The sequence below is a fragment of the Vibrio sp. 1288 genome, assembly GCF_033344475.1.
Genome location: NZ_JAWPOX010001138.1, coordinates 1 through 515, shown reverse-complemented (window position 1 = coordinate 515; position 515 = coordinate 1). Strand labels below are relative to the sequence as shown.

Sequence of the window (515 nt, the reverse complement as noted above, 5' to 3'; positions counted from 1 at the left end):
ATCAATGGAATGAAAATCAAACAACGCCCGATATAGGTTTCATTTGTTTGGGCACGACTCTCAAGCAAGCAGGCAGTAAAGAAAACCTACGTAAAGTCGATGTCGAACTGGTCACTTCGGTCGCACAGCAAATGAAAATGGTCGGCGTAAAACGCCTTGCGGTGGTGTCTAGTTTAGGTGCCAACCGTTCCTCTCCTTCTCACTATCTTGCTTGCAAAGGACAAATGGAGCAGAACATTGAAAAAATGGGATTTGATGAAGTGGTGTTTGTGCGTCCAGGCCCTTTAGTTGGTGAACGCGATCACCCGCGAAGTGATGAAAAGCTTGTTCAAGCTTTATTCAAAGTCATTCGCCCACTTATGATAGGGAAATTGTCTAACTTTCTGCCGATTAAAGCCGAAGAAGTGGCCAAAGCGATGATTTATCAAGTTTACAGTTATCAGGAAAATTCGGTTGTTTATCTACAAAGAAAAGAAATGCTCGACCTACTGCATCATTATGACTAGTCATTTTGC

General features: G+C 42.7%; 1 protein-coding gene. It reads left to right on the top strand.

Translation table 11 applies throughout. From position 1 onward, the window contains the following. Positions 1 to 506 (top strand): NAD(P)H-binding protein (locus R8O11_RS31320; RefSeq protein ID WP_318195405.1); only part of this gene is annotated, 506 nt, incomplete at its 5' end. Positions 507 to 515 lie beyond the last annotated feature (9 nt).